This is a genomic window from Bacillus sp. 166amftsu (genome assembly GCF_900107445.1).
GTDB classification, from domain to species: Bacteria; Bacillota; Bacilli; order Bacillales; family Bacillaceae_G; genus Bacillus_A; species Bacillus_A arachidis.
The window spans coordinates 1-1,871 of the sequence record NZ_FNQA01000061.1 but is presented as its reverse complement, the minus strand read 5'-3'; the positions used below and the strand labels follow the sequence as shown (position 1 = coordinate 1,871).

At 35.6% G+C, this 1,871-nt stretch carries 1 protein-coding gene; it reads left to right on the top strand.

Features of this window, described 5'->3' with window-relative positions:
- The first annotated feature begins 421 nt into the window (after positions 1-421).
- The gene (locus BLV40_RS27735) at positions 422-1,381 is read left to right on the top strand and encodes an alpha/beta hydrolase (RefSeq protein WP_090695852.1); all 960 of its coding nucleotides are present in this window, start codon (positions 422-424) and stop codon (positions 1,379-1,381) included.
- The last annotated feature ends 490 nt before the right edge of the window (positions 1,382-1,871 follow it).

Below are 1,871 nucleotides of genomic sequence, written 5' to 3'. Positions count from 1 at the left end.
TCTAGCGCCGATGGTAGTTGGGACCTTGTCCCTGTGAGAGTAGGACGTCGCCAAGCAACCTTAAGACGAGTCAGAATGACTCGTCTTTTTTGTGTATATAGCTTATTGAAGGTCTTTAATAAAGTGAAACTTTAATCAGTGGGGGATTCTTCCTCCCCAACTGATTATTTGCCCTCACCAATCGGGTTTTTACGGGCAGTTTATCTCCCACCGAACATTCTAGCCACTGGAACTGGACAATGATTTCGCTGAATTTTGAGGTGGGAGTATTACCACCCGTTAACGTGGGATAAACTTTTTCGGAGGCTTACTATTTTAGATTAGTAAAAATCTTGATGCAACATGAGGGTGCTATATTTAGAATTTGTATAATGTAATATAAGGTATTTTGAATATACATAGTAGAGAAAGGGTTTATAAAATGAAGAAAATAAGTATTGTTACAATAGTAGTTTTACTCCTTCTAGTTATTGCGTATATGTTGGTTGGAAACTACTTTTATAACTATGCGTTAAATGCGAAACAAGAAAAAGAATTTTTAGAGGGAAACCCTCATTTAAAGAAAACCGTAACTACATCGGGTAACGTAGTAGCCACTGATGAGGTGAAAAATGCTGAATTTTTATCAAAACATCAACCGAATACGATAATTGCACGCTCTTTTGATGATTTAAAACTAAATGGCTATGAATATCGTAATCAGGAATCTAGTCATAAATGGTCAATCGTGGTTCACGGCTATAGTGGGAGAGCCTCGGAAATGACAAAATATATTCGTCATTTTTATGAAAAAGGTTATAGTGTGGTAGCGCCTGATCTTCGTGGTCATGGAAATAGTCAAGGTGACTATATTGGTATGGGGTGGCATGATCGTAAGGATATTATGCTGTGGATTGACCGTATATTAAAAGAAGATCCACAAGCAGAAATAGCTCTGTTCGGTATTTCGATGGGAGGTGCGACTGTTATGATGACTTCTGGAGAAGATTTACCTTCTAATGTTAAAGTTATTATAGAAGATTGTGGTTATTCGTCTGTAATAGATGAATTTACGTACCAATTAAAGGATTTATTCCATTTACCAAAATTCCCTGTTATGAATGCGGCGAATACAATTACAAAACTCCGTGCTGGTTATGACTTGAATGAAGGATCGGCGGTCAAGCAAGTTGCAAAAAGTAAAACCCCGATGTTATTCATTCATGGAGATGCTGATACATTTGTTCCTTTTGAAATGTTAGATGAAGTGTATAATGCTGCAAAGGTAGAAAAAGAGAAATTAATTGTGCCAGGTGCAGGTCACGGAGAAGCTGAAAAGATAGATTCAGAGAAATATTGGAATACTGTATGGGGATTTGTCGAAAGGTATATTGCTGCGTAGCTGTAAGTTCATAAAGAATCTTTCACTCCTAATAGTGAAAGATTCTTTATTTATGTATAGATTACATATATTGATAGGATAATTAGAAGGGATTAACATAGTAAGGTGAAATATGAATGTAGTGTATGGAGGGGAGGTTTATATAGGTGACTTTTTATTGTTTATGAATAAAGATATCTTTCATAATCTAATAATTTGCGATTAGGTTGTGCCGGATATATTATGTCTATAGTTAGAGGTGTACACTTTATTCAAGTTTTTTGCCGCTTTTGGTGAATAATATGCCACCTTAAAATGCAAGTGGAGGCATGGAAGTTATAAAGGGGATTTTATATATAGTAGGGGAGTTAAAAAACATTAAAAAAAGGGTTGCTTTTATAGTGATAAGCGTGTAGTATTATACGAGTCGCTGATAGCAACAACGCAAAACGCGACAAACGAAATAAAAAACTTAGTTGACATTGAAATGAAGAAATGTTAACATAAGGGA

Coding starts and splice junctions, on each gene's coding strand:
- BLV40_RS27735 (WP_090695852.1), top strand. CDS start 422: ATGAAGAAAATAAGTATTGTTACAATAGTAGTTTTACTCCTTCTAGTT.